A 15,967-nucleotide genomic window follows, 5' to 3' on the forward strand; every position below is an offset into this window, starting at 1 on the left:
ACACCAGTGCAGATTGGCACCGGTTGTTATAACCGAACAGAGTTCGGTAATGTTGCTCTGAAATAGGGTTTTTCACTGCAGGCTCCGTGCTTTGTCTGGGCGCAGTTTAACTATGAAAACAGAAGATTATATGACGAAAGCCACTATTGCAAATCAGAACCGGCTTGTACTCTGGCCTCGCCAGTCTTTTCGACAGGAAAACGAGACCAGAGTGCGGTTTAGATCAATTGATCGAGTGTTTGAACAACCAGATCAGGGTTGGCTGACTCAATGGGCTGGCCATGATTATAACCATAAGGCAGTCCCACTACTTTGACGTTTGCAGCGTTGGCGGCTTTTACGTCGTTGCTGGAGTCGCCAATCATCAGTGAGTTGCTGGTGTCTGTGCCAAAGTGTTTCATAGCGTGAAGCAGCGGCATAGGGTGTGGTTTCTTTTCGTCCAGACTGTCACCGCCAAGGCTCAGGGTGAAGTACTGATCAATACCCATCAGCTTCAGCAGTTTTTCAGTGAACAGTTCAGACTTGTTCGTCACAACGGCCTGTTTGATGTCACGATGTTTAGCGGCTTCAAGAAACTCTCGAACACCTGGATACACGTGGCTGTGTTGACCCACTTCAATAGCATAGTGATGCTTAAAACGGTCGTAAGCTTTTTCAAATACTTTCTGGTCTACAACACCGGCCTGGTCACCCATAAAGTCATCGGCAAGAGCTCTCTTAACCAGTGACGGGATGCCGTTACCGACCCAGAGTCGTGCTTTTTCTTCGCCGGCTGTTGGCAGGTTCAGATCGGTAAGCATTTTGTCGGTAGCGATGGCAAGGTCTGGAACACTGTCGACCAGGGTGCCATCCAGATCGTACATGATCAGTTGGGGAACATTGCTCAGTAAGTCTTTCAGAATTTTCATGATCTGACTGCTTGCTAAAAAGAAGCACTTTACTACGGTTTGTAGAGATGGTTAATGGCTATTATTAGCTATTGATGCTCTGAAAATTCGGTTTATTGCCTGTTTATTGAGTCATATCTAAATTTCCACCTTCTTAACATGCTATTTATTATCGGAAATATAAGGAGCCCCTAATGTTTGCAAGAGTTTCCAGTCTTATCCTGTTATGTCTTATGTCCATGAATTTGATGGCTATGCCCACAATGAAAGCAGGGCCTGAAGTCGAGAAAAAGGTGTTGACAGGCCCAGCGCCAAAGCCGGCAACTGAAAGCGATAAAAAAATTGCCACTGCTTCGGCTCAGAAATGGCTGGAGTACGCTGACACACGTTCATGGGAAAGAGCCTGGGCGGCATCCAGCGATTTTTACCGAAACGAAATGCCGGTCAGTCACATGGGTAATCTGATGTATCAGCATCGCAAGCCATTTGGTGCTCTGAAAGATCGTAAGGTTAAGAACGTAACCTACAAGTATCTGAAGGAAGGTACTCTGCCGGGTGAGTACCTTATAGTTGCGTTTGACAGTGAGTTTGAAAACCAGAAGGTTGTAGAGGTTGTCGTAACCTATAAGGAGAAGGACAATCTGTGGCGTGCCAGTGGTTATATGACAGATGACGGCAAAGGTAAGCCGAAGTCTGTTGAATCGACCAAAGTGCACTGATACCGTTTGGAAGAAAGACAAATCATGGGAGTAGGTGAAGGCGGCCTACTTCCACTTGCCTGTTTTTACCCCTACCGAAGTTAAACCAAGATTTCCATCAGCAGCCTGAGCGCCTTGTGGCGTGGCTGTCAGTATAAAACCATTTGCACACTCATTACCGGGGCAGCCTGAAGCAATAGAATAAAACTGTCGATCGGTAATAAAGGGGTTTGCATTCAGCCCCAGGTCGGTGAGGTCACCTGTATAGATTTTATTATCCAGAAAATACTGTTCCTGTCGTGAGGCTATATCCAGCAGTGCAGCCTGTCCTTCAGCTCTTCGTCCTTCTCTTAAATACTGCTCGTAGGAAGGCATTGCTATAGCTGCCAGAATGCCGATGATTGCCATTACAACCATCAGTTCTACCAAGGTAAATCCATTTAACCTTTTCATGGTTCATTATTTCTCCTGAAACCATCCGTAGGCATTCATTCCAAGCTTGGAGTTCACTTCGTCTCCGGTAAGAATATCTATGTACTTATTTCCTATAGCTGCTGTTGTACCACCACCTGATACGCCGGAATAAACCCCCAGAGCGCGGTCTGCTGCGCTGACTGAATCATCGCCATTGTTATCAAATCGAGCCTTGGCTGTATGTACATCAATAGAATAAACCCTGCTGCTTCCTCGGCCAGGAGCGCATGACTGGGAGTTGATGGCTCCTGAGGGAGAGAAGGTGGTGAATGACAGAACGCCAGACAGTAGTCGTGCCTTTGTCATTGCCTGTTCATTGGTGTTGATACTGCCAGTTGCCAGCCCAAGATTGATGTACCAGCCTTTGGCTGCATATAAGCTGTTACTGGCAGTAGTTTTCTGTGCAGCATCGCCTTCCTGAATCAGGTTGTTAGTGGTATCAAACAGGTTATTATTTTTAATGACGGCAGGTGCTGCTACACAGTCATTGCTGCAACTGCCATAACGGCGGTAGGTTGTCGCATAATCCCTGATCATATAATAGCGTTCGGTGGCGGTTGTTGCTGTTGGGTGGGCACGGTTGCCACTGCCAATCATTATGGCATCGAACGCTTTGCCCGCGTGTCGAGTTTTTGCGGCTTCAGGCTGATAGAAGAAACGACGGTCATTGCTGCTGTCAGGAGCAACTCTTGTGCTGTTTTCGTCGATGCCAAGACTGGCAAGGGTAATTGCAGACCAGATGGCTATTTCGTTATCGTTGCTGTCCTTTCCCAAGCCGATATCGAAACGGAAGACATTGCCGCCTGTATCAACTGCATAAATACGGTCATGGAAACCATTGCCGTTACTGTCAATAACAGTGGGAGGTGCTGCCACGCTCCATTTGAATCGGCTGTCTTCAACTCTATTATCAAGGTTGTTATTGCTTGTGATCGAGTCAGGGGCAACAAAAGACTTAATCAGGCTGCCAGTGCCGGCATCAACAATAAACAAGCCTCTTCCTCTTGAGGAATAAGGGCGTAGTTCATTGTTATTACTGTCAGTCGGGTTGCCTGCATCCCCCGCTCTGCGGTCATCCATCCCCTGCCCGCTACCGGCGTCATCCTGACCGTCGTAGCCAGCACTGATAGCAAGGGCAAACTTGTAATTGTGACCAGTAACCTGGTTATCCTGAGTTATAGGATTCCTGTGTCCGGGAATGATCATTGGGACAGGCACTGCCCAGCTCTGGCCTAATTCGGAAAATCCAGGGGTATTGCTGTCAATACGCCAAAGCAGCTTGGGTGGGGCGTCAGGGTTAGTCACATCGATAGCGTAATAACTGTCTCCGCCTCTTCGCAGACCGAAGAAAATAACCATACGGTCACCGTCGTTGGCAACGATATTACCATCACCATTTGCATCTAGTCGTATATGGCTGATCTCGCCGTCGATACCGTAGGGGTGGGCTGTATCTTCCTGATTGTTAAACAGGATGGGGAGATTTTTGGCTGTTTCTTTGGCAAAGAAGCTCCAGTTTTCAGTGACGGTATTGCCACTGTCCTCAACAAAGTGGAGAAGGCCGTGATTGGTGCCAAAAACAAGGCGTAAATCCGGATTACTCTTTGAATAACTGCTGGTGCGAGCACCGTAATTGAGAGTCAGGGGTTTGGAGTGCTGAATGTCTCCCAAAACCCAGTCCCGAGTATTTCCATTAGAGTTTTTGCCCTGAATCCATCTCAGGTAACGAATACGCAGGATAATATGCTGAATGATATTACCGGAAATATGGAGATCATTATTGGAAAGATCAGTAAGATTTCTCATGCTTTCTGCGGCACCAGAAACAGCTTTATTGGTGTAGAACGTGCGACTTGAGTTGTTATTTTTCAGTATCTGCCCAAAGCCACCTTCACTGACCTGCTTGCCGTCATTGGTGGTGCCCCAGAAAGTGGAAATACCTTCATCAAGTTGCAGGGATCCTGAAGCAATAGCTGGGTTACAGCTTCGGTCGACAACTGTGCCTGGTGTCAGGTTTGTTTTAGTTGCGCAATTGTGGGGTGATACTTCCTTACCTGTATAGATTTTTAGCTTCTTGAGGTTGCCACGCCACTCGGGGTTAGTGTCTGGCTCAAACATGGCGAAGTAAGCATGATCGAGAGTTTCGGTACGGGTAAAGCTGTTAACAGCTACAGCAGGAGAAACAAACGAGCTGCTGCCTTTTAGAATTTGTTGTAATGCACCTTCAAAAGCTTGTGTCACATCATCTACTGCAATGCAGCCTGCCGCAGGGTCTGTATTGTTGCCTACGGTTGTATAACACTGCCCCTTGCCTGAATTGGCAGTATCAAACAGCAAATCCTGATCAGTCGCAAAACCAATGGTGTAGGTGTAAACCTTTTGCGGCCCCGTTGCAGCCTGTCCGTCAAGGCCATTTGCTCCGGGGTTGGCCATATAGGCAGCTAGCCGGGGCATGCAGTGCTCTTTGTTTTGACTGCCTGTTTTATAGTTACCGCAGTGACTACTGTCTTTGGTTAGCGCTTTAATTTTGTCGTTGGCGCTCTTATCTTCACCGGAAGGTTCGCCATCAGTCATGTAAATAACATAAGCGTTCTGACAGGTTCTCAGTGGTGTTGTGTAGTTCGTGTTATTACCGCCAGCATCTGCTGCTGCACCATAAGTACGGGACTTTCCTGCGTAATACCTATAAACCTCATAGAGAGTATCGCAAAGAGGTGTTCCATACTTGGGCCATACGCCCTTAACGGTATTAATCAATTCTGGAATTGCAGTGCTGTCACGTTCTTTTACATGCTGGTGTATGACTTTGCCACTGGTGCTGAATTCGGCAATACCAAAGTCAATCTGAGGGTTTTCTGCAATGATTTTATTGATGGTGTGCTTCGCCATCTCGATACGAGCAAATTTCTGGTAGTTAATGAAATTGCCCTTGCATTTAACTTTGTTGTCACTATCAGTCCAGCAATCCCCTTTGTGGTCAACAGTGGAATACCAGTTTTGGTAATAATACGCAGGAGGGTAGTCAAAAGAATCGTTAGCTGGGTACGTAAGGCTGGTGGTGCTGCTTTTCTCTCCTACATAAAAGTCATTCGGGGTATTTGGGTCAAAAGGAGCGTAAGGGTAAGGTGGAATGACATCCTGATTATTTCCCGGAATTCGATAGGACATACTGCCTGATGAATCCAGTATCACCAGTACCTGGGGGCGGATAGAGCTGGTTGAGTTACCCGCTGTAAAAATTTCACTGTCATCTGCTGAGCTTGCTGCTGAAAAAGTCAGAAGCCAGAGTAAAAAATATTTGGTCAAGAGTGCTGGTCTTATCGTTTTCATACTACCTGACTTCTTCAGTTGCTGTCCGAGTTGACGGTGACCTGTACCCGGTCATCACTGGTGCGACGGAAGTCGCCTGTATTGTTAGCCTGTATCAGTAATTTGTACTGATCACTGATCAGGGTGCTGGTTATACCGGCTTTGACCTGGTTGGCTCTGAGGCGGTAGTAATCAGCAATTTCACGGTTATAACCACTGGCGGTTTCCTTACGGTGTACTGGTTTACCTTCCGCGAGAAAAGATGCTGTGGTTGTTTCTGTAGTAACAGTGCAGGGAAAAACCGCCTTCTGAGCATCGCTGAGTGCTGGGGGTGGGATGGCCGGGTTATAGGGATCACTTTCATCCATGCCGTTGCAGGTGTTGATATGAAATTGGCTGTCATCCAGCTCCGAAGTGGCGATAAGTTCCTGTTGTGCGGCATTGAATGTCAGTGTTTTCAGCTCAGCATTGGCCACCATTCTTGGTGACAGGGTCATCTGGTTGACACTGACGACAGCTGCACTGGTTAATAACAATAAAAATAGAAGTGCAGCAACCAGTGCCATTCCCTGTTGTGATTTCATAGCGGCTGACTCCCTGCTATTGCTGTTGCCTGATGGCCTGGTTATAGAGGTACACGGTATTGCTGGCGAGCAGTCGATGTCGATTGTCGCCACCACCACGGACGTTAATGTCACCCAGCTGGTAAGTGTTGTTATTCGTGAAGCTATTGTCCGGTGTGCTTTGAGCCAGCAGGTATAATTCGATGCTGCGTACTCTGCGCCACATATCTCTGGTCCAGCCGGCAGGGTTGGCAGGGGCTTCAACAGTTCTTGTAATATTTCCCGTAGCATTACTGGCCAGACCAAGACGAATTCGAAAGCTATCAATATTGCTGGCAATGGTTGTTTTAGCTAAGCCGTTGCCTGCCAATCTGAGTAAGATCAGCTCGTTACTGGCGTTGAGATAGAAAAGACTAAAATGATATTCACGAATAACTGCGTCTGGATAGCCAGTGGGTGCGGTATCGCCTCGAAAGAGCCTGCCTTCCGTTGTGTTGGCAATAATATAGTTGCCGGTAGCCTGTAAATTGGCAGGCGGGACAACAGGTCCAAAAGGGCCTTTCACCAGCAGCCAGTCTGAAGGGGAGGCATTGTTACCCATATAGCTGCCTGTGCGTGCGTCGGTAACACAAGTAAAAATATTGTTACTGGATCGCCCCGTGAGTATTGGGTTGTTTCTATCCAGTGCAGAAGCGATACCATTGCAGTCACTGGCAACGGCAAAACCACCAACAGAAATTTCTTCAAACTGAGCCCCATTGGCATAACCTGAGGAACCTATCGATCTAGCAATCAGAGTTAGTGCCGTATGAGCATTAGTGTCCAATTGTGTGTAGCGGTTACTGCTTTGTTGTACGGACAGGTTATTGATGTAAAGAGCTGCAACACCGGTCAGTAGCATTAATGACAGAGTGCTGGCAATCATCAGCTCGATCAGAGAAAGGCCTGATTGTTTTTGTATTTTTGTTTTTACAGCAAAACAATCCATGTTTACTCTCTTAAACGTTTATACGTGTTTTGATGATCAACATACGTCGTAAGTCGTTCTTGATGTTGGCAGGTGACTTGAAGTCCGCATCATCATCGCCGCAGTCATTGGTGCGACTGTCGGATCTTGGGTATTTTCCGCGCCAGGCGATTTCCAGTTCAACTTGATCAGTATTTGTGACAGATATGCAGGCTACCGGTGCAATCAGGCCACCGATGTTGCTGTCACCACTGTTCTTGCTGGAGCTACCAATAAGGTTGCTACTCCATTGCCATAAATCAAAAGCGGCTACTTGTGCAGGAGAGCAGTTAGCATTGTTGCCACTGCATAAAACAGGTGGTTGATTATTTTGGGCAGATACACTGCCATGATAGCTGGCAAGGCCACCGGCATTCGCTGTCATTCTGGCAACAATATCGTTGGCCAGATGCAGAGCCGTGGCTCTCTGTCGTGTTTCCTGAATGTTTTTATGTGCTTCAGTTATCAGTGCGGCCATACCCAGCAGGCCAACTGAGACGATCATCAGTGCAACCAGCACTTCGATCATGGTGAATCCTTTTGACTTCATGAGAAATACCTTTTTCTCTATCCAGAAGGTTGTTCTTTAGTTCTAATATTTGCTCTTTAATTGCTCTCGGTTACACAAGGGGTAGTACAACTGTTTTTACTCAGGGCAAAAGCACCACCTGCTTCGATGGTGAGTACTGACTGCACAGAGGCTTTAGTATGGGAAACAGATATATTGGCACCGGTAAAAAGACCCATGCTATTAAATGAAAGTGCGTTGGCAGAGTTGATGACAGTATCGCTGTTAAAAGCGGGTAAGGTTTTTATTGTAGTACCGGATACTGAAATACTGGTGTCACCTTGCCAGCTATTGGATGGTGTTATGGTAACGGTATCGCCACGGGTTATTGCTTCCGAACGAGCAAAAGCCAGAATGTCATGAATGTTCTGACCCTGATTTTTAACGCGATTATTCGCAAGAGTTGTGGTGAGGGAGGGGTATGCTATAGCTGCAAGAATTCCCATTACAGCAAGGGTTACCATTAACTCTATAAGAGTAAAACCGCTGCTGTTTCTTGCCTGCCTGAATCGTATATCCATATACAACTGACCGAAACTGAATTGTTATTGTTCGAGCGAGATTAGATCATGATGGTTGGGATCTAACAAGAAAACTAATGTAAAAGTACTGGTTTTCCTGTGAAAAATACTCAAAATTGTGAGGTGTGTCGTATAAAAGGGACTATGAATGATTAGTCCCTTTTAGTAGTTATCTGACTTACAGAGAGCCTGTCTGGGCCAGCTCCTGACGCATTTCGTTAATTACAGTTTTATAGTCGTCAGCATTAAAAATGGCAGAGCCTGCTACAAAGGTATCAGCACCTGCTTCAGCAATTTGTCGTATGTTCTGAACGCCAACACCGCCATCCACTTCCAGACGAATATCAAGACCGCTGTCGTCAATAAGTTTGCGAACCTTACGCAGTTTACGCAGGGTAGAAGGAATAAACTTCTGGCCGCCAAAACCAGGGTTTACTGACATCAGTAGAACCATATCCAGCTTGTCGATGACGTATTCAATAATATCTGGAGACGTTGCCGGGTTGAGGACCAGTCCTGCTTTGCAGCCACCTTCGCGAATGAGTTGCAAACTACGGTCTACATGATCGGAGGCTTCCGGGTGGAAGGTGATCATGCTCGCACCGGCATCAATAAAGTCGCCAATCATTTTATCGACCGGGCTGACCATCAGGTGGACGTCGATAGGTGCGGTAACGCCATGATTGCGAAGTGCCTTGCAGACCATTGGGCCAATGGTCATATTAGGCACATAGTGGTTGTCCATAACATCGAAGTGGACCCAGTCTGCGCCGGAGGCGATGACGTTGTCGACCTCTTCACCCAGACGGGCAAAATCTGCGGAGAGGATACTGGGAGCGATAATAAAGTCGCGCATGTTGAGTTCCGGTGTATTCCGTTCAGGTTTGGGCGGAATTCTAGACTTTTCGCTGTCGGCTGTCAGTCATTTTCACTCTTTAGAGGTCAGCTTTCTGCTACTCCCCGTTTGCTGCCAGACGATTTTCCTCAACCCAGGCAATCAAAAGCATAGCCATTGCGGCAAGGCAAGAGGCGATAAGAACCTGAAAGCCACCGTCCCAGCCAAAGCGATCGACAATCAAGCCCATGGCAATATTGGCAAACAGCGCACCACCCAGATAACCGAACAGGCCTGTTAGTCCCGCTGCTGTTCCGGCTGCTTTTTTGGGGACAAGATCAAGGGCGTGAACACCAATCAGCATAACCGGGCCATATATAAGGAAGCCGATGGTGATCAAAGCCAGGTTATCCACAAGCGGGTTACCCGGAGGATTTTGCCAGTAGACGACAACTGCAATCAGAACAAAGAACAGGTACACAAGGCTGGCTGGGGCACGGCGGCCTCTGAAATAGCGGTCGCTGAGATAGCCGCAAAGCAGTGTGCCGGGTATGCCTGCAAATTCATATAAAAAGTAAGCCCAGCTGCTGCCGCTCATAGAGAAGCCTTTGACTTCACTTAAATAAGCTGGCGCCCAGTCAAGAACGCCGTAGCGAACCAGATACACGAAAGCATTGGCAATGGCGATGTACCAAAGCAGGCGATTGTTAAGAACGTACTCAAAGAAAATCTCTTTTGCTGAAAATTCTTTCTCGTGAGCTTCGTCGTATGAAAAGGCGTGCGGGTAGTCGCCGGTGTACTGCTCTATGGCTGGAAGCCCGCAGGATTGTGGCGTGTCTCTGACCAGTAACCAGCTGGCGACAGCTGTTCCCATAGCAACCAGGCCAGCAAAATAAAAGATACTGTGCCAGTCGACAAAAAGGCTCATGCCCAGAACGGCCAAAGGGCCAATCAAACCACCGCCAACATTGTGAGCAAGATTCCAGGTGGCGGCTCTTGTCCCTCGTTCGCTGACTGAAAACCAGTGGACAATAACCCGTCCGCTTGATGGCCAGCCCATGCCCTGAAACCAGCCATTGAAAAACAGTAGAGTGAACATCATCGGAATGCTGGCTGTGGCAAATGGTGCTATGCCCATCAGAATCATAGTCAGTGCGCTGAGGACCAGACCTATGGTGATGAATTTTCGGGCATCGCTTCGGTCGGAAAGGTTACCCATCAGAAACTTGCTGATGCCATAAGCAATGGAAACACCTGATAAAGCGAATCCCAGCTCAGACTTACTGAAGCCTTCTTCTATTAAATGAGGGATGGCGAGAGAGAAGTTCTTCCGTACCAGGTAGTAGCCGGCGTAACCGATAAATATCCCCAGGAAAACCTGGTTTCGTAACCGCTGGTAGGTGGAGTCGAGTTCTTCGCTGGCAACAGGTGGCTGGTGCTCAGCTGGTTTTAACAGCTTATTCATCAATTCCTGACTTTAATGAGTAGTTACTTTTTATGAATAGCTCTATTCGTTTAAATGTTAAGTCAGCTTTTGTTAATAAACTGAAAGAAGGATGAACGGAGCAACTGCGCTGCCATTGTTGCCAAGGCATGAAAGCGCACTGCATATAAAGGTAGATTATTTTTAGTTCTCAGTATGAGTATTTGTTGTTCTGGTGCGAGAACAGAGGTGCTGCATAAGGAGCCATTCAGCACCTCTGTCATTATTGGTGTTTATGGGGCGGGGTTTGGTTGTGCTTTGTGGATGGCCTCGATGCCTTTGAGTATATCTTCAGAAAGTACCAGCTCTGATGACTTCAGATTGCTCTCAAGCTGTTCCAGAGAAGTTGCACCAATAATGTTACTGGTCACAAAGCTGCGGCTGGTCACATAAGCCAGAGCCATCTGGACAGGATCCAGATTGTTCTTTCGTGCCAGTTCTACATAAGCGGTAATGGCTGTAATGGCTTCATCCGAGTTATAGCGCTGAAAGCGTTCATAAAGGCTGAGTCTTGCCCCTTCAGGTCTGGCTCCGTTCATATATTTGCCAGAAAGTGTTCCGAAAGCCAGAGGCGAATAGGCCAGCAGGCCCAGATTTTCTTTGTGAGCTACTTCAGCCAGTCCAACTTCGAACGTTCTGTTCAGCAGGTTGTAAGGGTTCTGAACGCTAACCGGGCCGGTCATTCTCTTACTTCGGCTGATGCGCAGGTGTTCCATCGAGCCCCATGGTGTTTCATTGGAAAGGCCGTACTGGCGAATCTTGCCTGCCTTGATCAGCTTTTCCAGTGCATCAATGGTTTCTTCAATCGGAGTTCCATTAAAGCCTTCAAGGTGCTCATAACCTAACTTGCCGAAGAAGTTGGTGTTTCTGTCAGGCCAGTGCAGCTGGTAAAGGTCGATGCATTCAACCCCAAGACGCTTCAGGGAGCCTTCAATGGCTTTTTCAATATGCTCCGGCGTCATCATTCGACCACCGTTCATATAGTCGAAGCCCGGGCCGCAGATTTTGGTGGCCAGTACCAGATCATTGTGATGGCCACGCTGCTTCAGCCAATTGCCAATAATAGTTTCGGTGGCTGTGTAGGTTTCTGATTTTGGAGGAACCGGATACATTTCTGCGGTATCGATGAAATTGACACCATAGTCCACAGCCATATCGAGCTGAGTAAAAGCCTCGTCCTGAGTGTTCTGTTCACCCCATGTCATGGTGCCCAGACAGATAGAACTGACTTCGATGTCAGTATTTCCCAGTGTTCTCATTTCCACAGTAAGGAGTGCTCCGTATTCAAATTTTTCGAGGGCAGGGTAATCTACAGCTTTTATAATACGACTTATTCGATTAAACGATATTGTCGGCCTGGACTGGCTGGCGGTATAACGCTGTTGGCACAGTAGTTTCCGCTGATTCCCTGAAAACTCAAGTTTAAGAGCTATAAAGGGCTTTCATTCCTGCACACAGGCGATATAATACCGCACCCGTTTCCCAAATGAGCGCCCAATGTTTTCAACAGGCCGGATTCAAAATGGGATAGAGCTATTAGCCTGGCTCCACCCACAAGGGAACGGCCAAGTTAGAACAGGTATTGCGTGAGCAATATCATTGAGGCGAAATTAATGAAAACTTTTAGTGCGAAGCCAGAAACCGTAAAACGTGACTGGTACGTGGTAGACGCTGAAGGCAAGACCCTCGGTCGTCTGGCTACTGAAATTGCAAGCCGCCTGCGCGGTAAGCACAAGCCTGAGTACACTCCTCACGTAGACACCGGCGATTACATCGTTGTTGTTAACGCTGAGAAAGTGCACGTTACTGGCCGTAAGGCATCTAACAAGATGTATTACCGTCACACTGGCTTCCCTGGTGGTCTGCGTGAGGCCAGCTTTGAAAAGCTGATCGCACATAAGCCAGAAATGATCATCGAAAAGGCTGTTAAAGGCATGCTGCCAAAAGGTCCTCTGGGCCGCGAAATGTACCGCAAGATGAAAGTCTACGCTGGTACTGAGCATCCGCATGCTTCTCAGCAGCCACAGAAACTTGACATTTAATCGGGGGTAGTTATGTCAGTGACTCAATACTACGGTACTGGACGTCGTAAGTCCTCTACCGCTCGTGTTTTCCTGAAAGCAGGTTCCGGCAGCATCGTTGTTAACGGTCGCAGCCTTGACGAATACTTCGGTCGTGAGACTGCTCGTATGGTTGTTCGTCAGCCTCTGGAACTGACCGAGTTGTTAGAAAAGTTTGACCTGAAAATCACCGTTACTGGCGGTGGTGGTTCTGGTCAGGCTGGTGCGATCCGTCACGGTATCACCCGTGCTCTGATGCAGTATGACGAAACTCTGCGCCCATCTCTTCGCAAGGCTGGTTACGTTACTCGTGACGCCCGTGAAGTTGAGCGTAAGAAGGTTGGTCTGCGTAAAGCGCGTAAGCGTCCGCAGTTCTCCAAGCGTTAATCTGCTGGCGTCTGTTTCAGGCGCCGTTCAGATCGAAAACGTCCGCTTTTGCGGGCGTTTTTTTTTGCTCTTTTGGAAATTATTTTTCCGATACCAGGTTGTTGTCTTTTGGTTTTTTATGATGATGTGTGAAAGCTTCATTGATGCGAGTCAGTAAAAAATCATTCAAACAGGCATTGAAAAAATAATTTTCAGGTGTGCGTAAGGGGTGTTGCAGGCTAATTAAGTAAAAGCGCATGTAAGGCTTTTGTATAGTTTGCAAAACCAGTATCATTACGCATTGCTGCTAGGGTGGGCAGGTACAAACAGAATATAGCTCTATTCGGGGAAGGGAAAAGTCGCCAAGACAGTCCCTCCAAAAAGAGTCCTGAATTAAAAGGATTACTCTTTTTCTCCCTGCTAGGCTCTTATGTCTGAGGCTACCGGCTTTGATTAAAGCTACCGGCTTTGATTGAAACCAAAAAGCTTTGTTTAGGGGCACAGGCTTTGCTGAAGATTATTCAAGTCCCACCCGTGAATTAAAAGAAGTCATTGGGCATGAATGCCCTGATGGGGAGAGTAGGTTAATGAGTGACAACGGCGTAAATACCAGCCGGCGCCGCTTTCTCGTGGCTGCGACTTCGGTGGTGGGGGCTGCCGGAGCCGTTGGGGTCGCAACACCTTTCGTGAAATCGTGGAATCCAAGTGCCAAGGCGAAAGCTGCTGGTGCTCCCGTGAAGGTGAACCTCAGCAAATTGGAGCCGGGACAGCAAGTCGTAGTTGAGTGGCGAGGAAAGCCGGTTTTCGTGGTTCGCAGAACCAAGGAAATGTTAGACAATCTTCCTGTTCAGGATGATTTGTTGCGCGATCCAAAGTCCGAGAAATCCGAGCAGCCATCTTATGCTGCAAACGAGTATCGTGCTGCCAAAGAAGAATACCTGATATTGGTGGGTCTCTGCACACACCTGGGTTGTTCTCCAAAATACATGCCTGAAGTTAAGCCGATGGAATTTGAACCAAAATGGAAAGGTGGTTACCACTGTCCATGTCACGGTTCCAAGTTTGATTTGGCCGGCCGTGTATATAAAGGCGTTCCTGCACCGACCAATCTGGTCGTGCCTCCTTACACCTTTGAAAGCGACACTGTTGTGATTGTCGGTCAAGATGAGGAGAATGCCTGATGAGTAAATTCATGGGTTGGGTGAACGAACGGATGTCGGTTACCCGCGTCTGGGAAGATCACCTCAGTAAATATTACGCACCAAAGAACTTTAACTTCTGGTACTTCTTCGGATCTCTGGCGATGCTGGTTTTAGTCAACCAGCTGCTGACCGGTATCTGGCTGACCATGAGTTATACGCCAAGCGCTGAAGCAGCGTTTGCGTCCGTAGAATACATTATGCGTGATGTGGAATACGGTTGGTTGATTCGATACATGCACTCAACCGGTGCTTCTTTCTTCTTTATTGTTGTCTATCTGCACATGTTCCGTGGTCTGCTTTATGGTTCCTATAAAGCCCCTCGTGAGCTGGTGTGGATTTTTGGTATGGCGATTTACCTTGCGCTGATGGCTGAAGCCTTTATGGGCTACCTGCTGCCATGGGGACAGATGTCTTATTGGGGTGCCCAGGTAATCATTTCCCTGTTCGGTGCTATTCCTGTTATTGGTCCTGACCTGCAGCAATGGATTCGTGGTGACTTCCTGATTTCCGGTATCACCCTGAACCGTTTCTTCGCTCTGCACGTTGTCGCACTGCCCATCGTTATTCTCGGTCTGGTATTGCTGCATATTATTGCGCTGCACGAAGTGGGTTCCAACAACCCTGATGGCGTTGATATCAAGAAGTATAAGGACGAACATGGTGTACCTCTGGACGGTATTCCTTTCCATCCATACTACACAGTGAAAGATCTGGTGGGTGTGGCGGTGTTCCTGTTCGTATTCTGCTCTGTGATATTTTTCCTGCCGGAAATGGGTGGTTACTTCATTGAACACGCTAACTTTGAACAGGCAAATGCTCTGAAGACGCCTGCACACATTGCACCGGTTTGGTACATGGGTGCGTTCTATTCGATTTTGCGTGCGATTACCTTTGATATTGGTCCGATCAATTCCAAGCTGGGCGGTCTTATTGCAATGGGTAGCGCAATCGCGATCCTGTTTGTATTACCGTGGCTTGATCGCAGTCCTGTTCGCTCCTGGCGTTATAAGGGTATGTTCAGCAAAGTGGGTATCCTCCTCTTTGCCATCGTATTTGCCCTATTAACCTGGTTGGGCACTCAGCCTGCAACTCAGACTTATACACTGTTGGCGCAAGTCAGCACTCTGTTCTACTTTGCTTTCTTCCTGCTGATGCCGTTCTACACCAGATGGGAAAAGACCAAGCCAGTACCAGAGAGAGTGACCGGATAATGAAAAAAGCAATTATAACTTTTGTATTGTCTCTGTTACCCGTGTTGGCTCTAGCTGCCGGTGGATCTGGCTATCCGCTGGATCATATCGAGACAGATCATTCGGATAAGGCGTCTCTGCAACGCGGTGCCAAGCAGTTTATGGCTTACTGTGCCGGTTGTCATGCGACTCAGTTTCAGCGTTTTGAGCGTGTGGCTGACGATATTGGTATCCCGCACGATCTGATGATGAAGAACCTGATGAGCAAGGATTCCAAGATTGGTAATCTGATGTTCAACAACATGGACGAGAAAGAAGCCAAGGTATGGTTTGGTGCGACACCACCAGACCTGACCATGGTGACTCGTGTTCGTGGTGAAGACTGGTTGTACACTTATCTACGTACTTTCTACGAAGATAACAAGCGTCCTTGGGGCGTAAATAACAAGGTCTTTCCGGATGTGGGTATGCCTCATGTTTTGATGGAGCTTCAAGGTGTTCAGATCGACAACTGTGGCGATACAAGCCCGACAGCTGTTGATCCGCTGACCGGTGAAAAGGTGTGTGGTCTGACGGTTGATCCAAAGCGTAAGGGTTCCATGGAGCCGAAGCAGTTTGATCAGGCCATGTATGACCTGACCAACTTCTTGTCTTACTCTGCCGAGCCAATGAAGCTGGAACGCCAAAGCCTGGGCATCTATGTCCTGCTGTTTATCGTTCTGCTGTTCATTGTTACTCTGCTGCTTAAGCGTGAGTACTGGAAAGACGTCCACTGATTTTCAGTGAGATGTGAAAAACCCGGCCT

At 47.7% G+C, this 15,967-nt stretch carries 16 protein-coding genes; 6 read left to right on the plus strand and 10 right to left on the minus strand.

What is annotated here, in order from left to right; translation table 11 throughout:
• Positions 1–218 precede the first annotated feature (218 nt).
• A complete protein-coding gene (locus EOPP23_RS04715; protein ID WP_153764804.1) occupies positions 219–908 on the minus strand; it encodes a phosphoglycolate phosphatase in 690 nt (229 codons plus the stop codon).
• A gap of 173 nt (positions 909–1,081) precedes the next feature.
• On the opposite strand from EOPP23_RS04715, the gene EOPP23_RS04720 reads away from it, so the two are divergent.
• Complete coding sequence (locus EOPP23_RS04720) at positions 1,082–1,606, plus strand: DUF4019 domain-containing protein (protein WP_153764805.1); 525 nt, start codon at positions 1,082–1,084, stop codon at positions 1,604–1,606.
• Between the two features lie 45 nt (positions 1,607–1,651).
• On the opposite strand, the gene EOPP23_RS04725 is transcribed toward EOPP23_RS04720, so the two are convergent.
• From EOPP23_RS04725 to EOPP23_RS04765, 9 genes are all read right to left on the minus strand, one after another.
• Positions 1,652–2,038 carry a type IV pilin protein gene (locus tag EOPP23_RS04725; RefSeq protein WP_153764806.1) on the minus strand — a complete coding sequence of 129 codons (387 nt, stop codon included), beginning with the start codon at positions 2,036–2,038 and terminating at the stop codon, positions 1,652–1,654.
• A 6-nt stretch (positions 2,039–2,044) separates the two neighbouring features.
• A complete protein-coding gene (locus EOPP23_RS04730; protein ID WP_153764807.1) occupies positions 2,045–5,389 on the minus strand; it encodes a pilus assembly protein in 3,345 nt (1,114 codons plus the stop codon).
• Between the two features lie 14 nt (positions 5,390–5,403).
• Positions 5,404–5,952, minus strand: coding sequence for a hypothetical protein (locus EOPP23_RS04735; protein ID WP_153764808.1), 549 nt, complete (start codon positions 5,950–5,952; stop codon positions 5,404–5,406).
• A 16-nt stretch (positions 5,953–5,968) separates the two neighbouring features.
• A complete protein-coding gene (locus EOPP23_RS04740; RefSeq protein WP_153764809.1) occupies positions 5,969–6,919 on the minus strand; it encodes a PilW family protein in 951 nt (316 codons plus the stop codon).
• 10 nt (positions 6,920–6,929) lie between these two features.
• Positions 6,930–7,487: a type IV pilus modification protein PilV gene (gene pilV / locus EOPP23_RS04745; protein ID WP_153764810.1), complete on the minus strand. Its 558-nt coding sequence runs from the start codon at positions 7,485–7,487 to the stop codon at positions 6,930–6,932.
• A gap of 56 nt (positions 7,488–7,543) precedes the next feature.
• On the minus strand, positions 7,544–8,026 hold the full coding sequence (locus EOPP23_RS04750) for a GspH/FimT family pseudopilin (RefSeq protein WP_153764811.1): 483 nt from the start codon (positions 8,024–8,026) through the stop codon (positions 7,544–7,546).
• 178 nt (positions 8,027–8,204) lie between these two features.
• Positions 8,205–8,882, minus strand: a complete 678-nt coding sequence (gene rpe / locus EOPP23_RS04755) for a ribulose-phosphate 3-epimerase (RefSeq protein WP_153764812.1) — start codon at positions 8,880–8,882, stop codon at positions 8,205–8,207.
• A gap of 97 nt (positions 8,883–8,979) precedes the next feature.
• A complete protein-coding gene (gene glpT / locus EOPP23_RS04760) occupies positions 8,980–10,326 on the minus strand; it encodes a glycerol-3-phosphate transporter (RefSeq protein WP_153764813.1) in 1,347 nt (448 codons plus the stop codon).
• 251 nt (positions 10,327–10,577) lie between these two features.
• A complete protein-coding gene (locus tag EOPP23_RS04765; RefSeq protein ID WP_370514629.1) occupies positions 10,578–11,609 on the minus strand; it encodes an aldo/keto reductase in 1,032 nt (343 codons plus the stop codon).
• 348 nt (positions 11,610–11,957) lie between these two features.
• Between EOPP23_RS04765 and rplM the strand changes: the two genes are divergently transcribed.
• The 5 genes from rplM to EOPP23_RS04790 all read left to right on the plus strand — a co-directional run bounded on the left by rplM (position 11,958) and on the right by EOPP23_RS04790 (position 15,938).
• The gene (gene rplM, locus EOPP23_RS04770) at positions 11,958–12,386 is read left to right on the plus strand and encodes a 50S ribosomal protein L13 (RefSeq protein ID WP_153764814.1); all 429 of its coding nucleotides are present in this window, start codon (positions 11,958–11,960) and stop codon (positions 12,384–12,386) included.
• Positions 12,387–12,398: 12 nt separating this feature from the next.
• Positions 12,399–12,791, plus strand: a complete 393-nt coding sequence (rpsI, locus tag EOPP23_RS04775; RefSeq protein ID WP_153764815.1) for a 30S ribosomal protein S9 — start codon at positions 12,399–12,401, stop codon at positions 12,789–12,791.
• A gap of 566 nt (positions 12,792–13,357) precedes the next feature.
• The gene (petA, locus tag EOPP23_RS04780) at positions 13,358–13,951 is read left to right on the plus strand and encodes a ubiquinol-cytochrome c reductase iron-sulfur subunit (RefSeq protein WP_153764816.1); all 594 of its coding nucleotides are present in this window, start codon (positions 13,358–13,360) and stop codon (positions 13,949–13,951) included.
• Positions 13,948–15,183, plus strand: coding sequence for a cytochrome b N-terminal domain-containing protein (locus tag EOPP23_RS04785; RefSeq protein ID WP_228550606.1), 1,236 nt, complete (start codon positions 13,948–13,950; stop codon positions 15,181–15,183). The genes petA and EOPP23_RS04785 overlap by 4 nt, the downstream gene beginning before the upstream one ends.
• Entirely contained in the window at positions 15,183–15,938 is a 756-nt protein-coding gene (locus EOPP23_RS04790; RefSeq protein ID WP_153764818.1) for a cytochrome c1, read from the plus strand. The genes EOPP23_RS04785 and EOPP23_RS04790 overlap by 1 nt, the downstream gene beginning before the upstream one ends.
• Positions 15,939–15,967 lie beyond the last annotated feature (29 nt).

Source organism: Endozoicomonas sp. OPT23 (assembly GCF_009653635.1).
In the GTDB taxonomy this organism is placed as follows: domain Bacteria; phylum Pseudomonadota; class Gammaproteobacteria; order Pseudomonadales; family Endozoicomonadaceae; genus Endozoicomonas_A.

Coding starts and splice junctions, on each gene's coding strand:
- EOPP23_RS04740 (WP_153764809.1), bottom strand. CDS start 6,919: ATGGATTGTTTTGCTGTAAAAACAAAAATACAAAAACAATCAGGCCTT.
- EOPP23_RS04790 (WP_153764818.1), top strand. CDS start 15,183: ATGAAAAAAGCAATTATAACTTTTGTATTGTCTCTGTTACCCGTGTTG.
- pilV (WP_153764810.1), bottom strand. CDS start 7,487: ATGAAGTCAAAAGGATTCACCATGATCGAAGTGCTGGTTGCACTGATG.
- rplM (WP_153764814.1), top strand. CDS start 11,958: ATGAAAACTTTTAGTGCGAAGCCAGAAACCGTAAAACGTGACTGGTAC.
- EOPP23_RS04715 (WP_153764804.1), bottom strand. CDS start 908: ATGAAAATTCTGAAAGACTTACTGAGCAATGTTCCCCAACTGATCATG.
- glpT (WP_153764813.1), bottom strand. CDS start 10,326: ATGAATAAGCTGTTAAAACCAGCTGAGCACCAGCCACCTGTTGCCAGC.
- rpsI (WP_153764815.1), top strand. CDS start 12,399: ATGTCAGTGACTCAATACTACGGTACTGGACGTCGTAAGTCCTCTACC.
- EOPP23_RS04720 (WP_153764805.1), top strand. CDS start 1,082: ATGTTTGCAAGAGTTTCCAGTCTTATCCTGTTATGTCTTATGTCCATG.
- EOPP23_RS04750 (WP_153764811.1), bottom strand. CDS start 8,026: ATGGATATACGATTCAGGCAGGCAAGAAACAGCAGCGGTTTTACTCTT.
- rpe (WP_153764812.1), bottom strand. CDS start 8,882: ATGCGCGACTTTATTATCGCTCCCAGTATCCTCTCCGCAGATTTTGCC.
- EOPP23_RS04735 (WP_153764808.1), bottom strand. CDS start 5,952: ATGAAATCACAACAGGGAATGGCACTGGTTGCTGCACTTCTATTTTTA.
- petA (WP_153764816.1), top strand. CDS start 13,358: ATGAGTGACAACGGCGTAAATACCAGCCGGCGCCGCTTTCTCGTGGCT.
- EOPP23_RS04725 (WP_153764806.1), bottom strand. CDS start 2,038: ATGAAAAGGTTAAATGGATTTACCTTGGTAGAACTGATGGTTGTAATG.
- EOPP23_RS04730 (WP_153764807.1), bottom strand. CDS start 5,389: ATGAAAACGATAAGACCAGCACTCTTGACCAAATATTTTTTACTCTGG.